The organism is Flavobacterium salmonis (genome assembly GCF_903819435.1).
GTDB lineage: Bacteria > Bacteroidota > Bacteroidia > Flavobacteriales > Flavobacteriaceae > Flavobacterium > Flavobacterium chungangense.
In genome coordinates this window covers 1-502 of record NZ_CAIJDP010000041.1, presented here as the reverse complement: position 1 = coordinate 502, position 502 = coordinate 1, and the positions used below count along the sequence as shown (strand labels likewise).

Annotated in this window: 1 pseudogene; it reads right to left on the bottom strand. The window is 39.0% G+C overall.

The features are described 5' to 3' along the window. Positions 1-85: 85 nt before the first annotated feature. Positions 86-502: pseudogene (locus tag FLACHUCJ7_RS00250) on the bottom strand (hypothetical protein); the annotation flags it as partial.

The window sequence follows — 502 nt, the reverse complement described above, 5'->3', positions numbered from 1 at the left end:
TTCTGCGAATAGAAACTTGTCATTGAAAGGGTCGCAGCCAGGGAGATAATTAATCTTTTCATATTTTATTTATTGAGGTCTTCAATTATTTAATCTCCAAAGCGGTAAGTCTCTCAGAAAGGGTTCCCATGACTTTATTTTGTTCTTCTATTTTCTTTTGCTGCTCTATGGTATAAAGTGTGAGTTCCTCAATTTTTTGAAGCAGTCTGGCATTCATTTCCCCCAATAGGATTCCGTTTTCAGAAACATCAGCCGCCGAAGGGATATTTGGCAGGTGTCCGTTAGTCTGGATGTAGTTTTCCACCTCTTTTAGGGAAGGCAGGCTATATTCTTTTTTAAAAACAAAATCCGGCCAGTTGGCATAAGTCTGAACCTTAATTTCGTCGGAGATAAATTTCCCTTTTACAGCCATGGTATAGCCTGTTGGAATCTTATCGGTATTGATCCCTAATTGGTCTGTGTCGAATTTTCCATAAATAAGAGGCGTTGCTGTTTGGCTGTT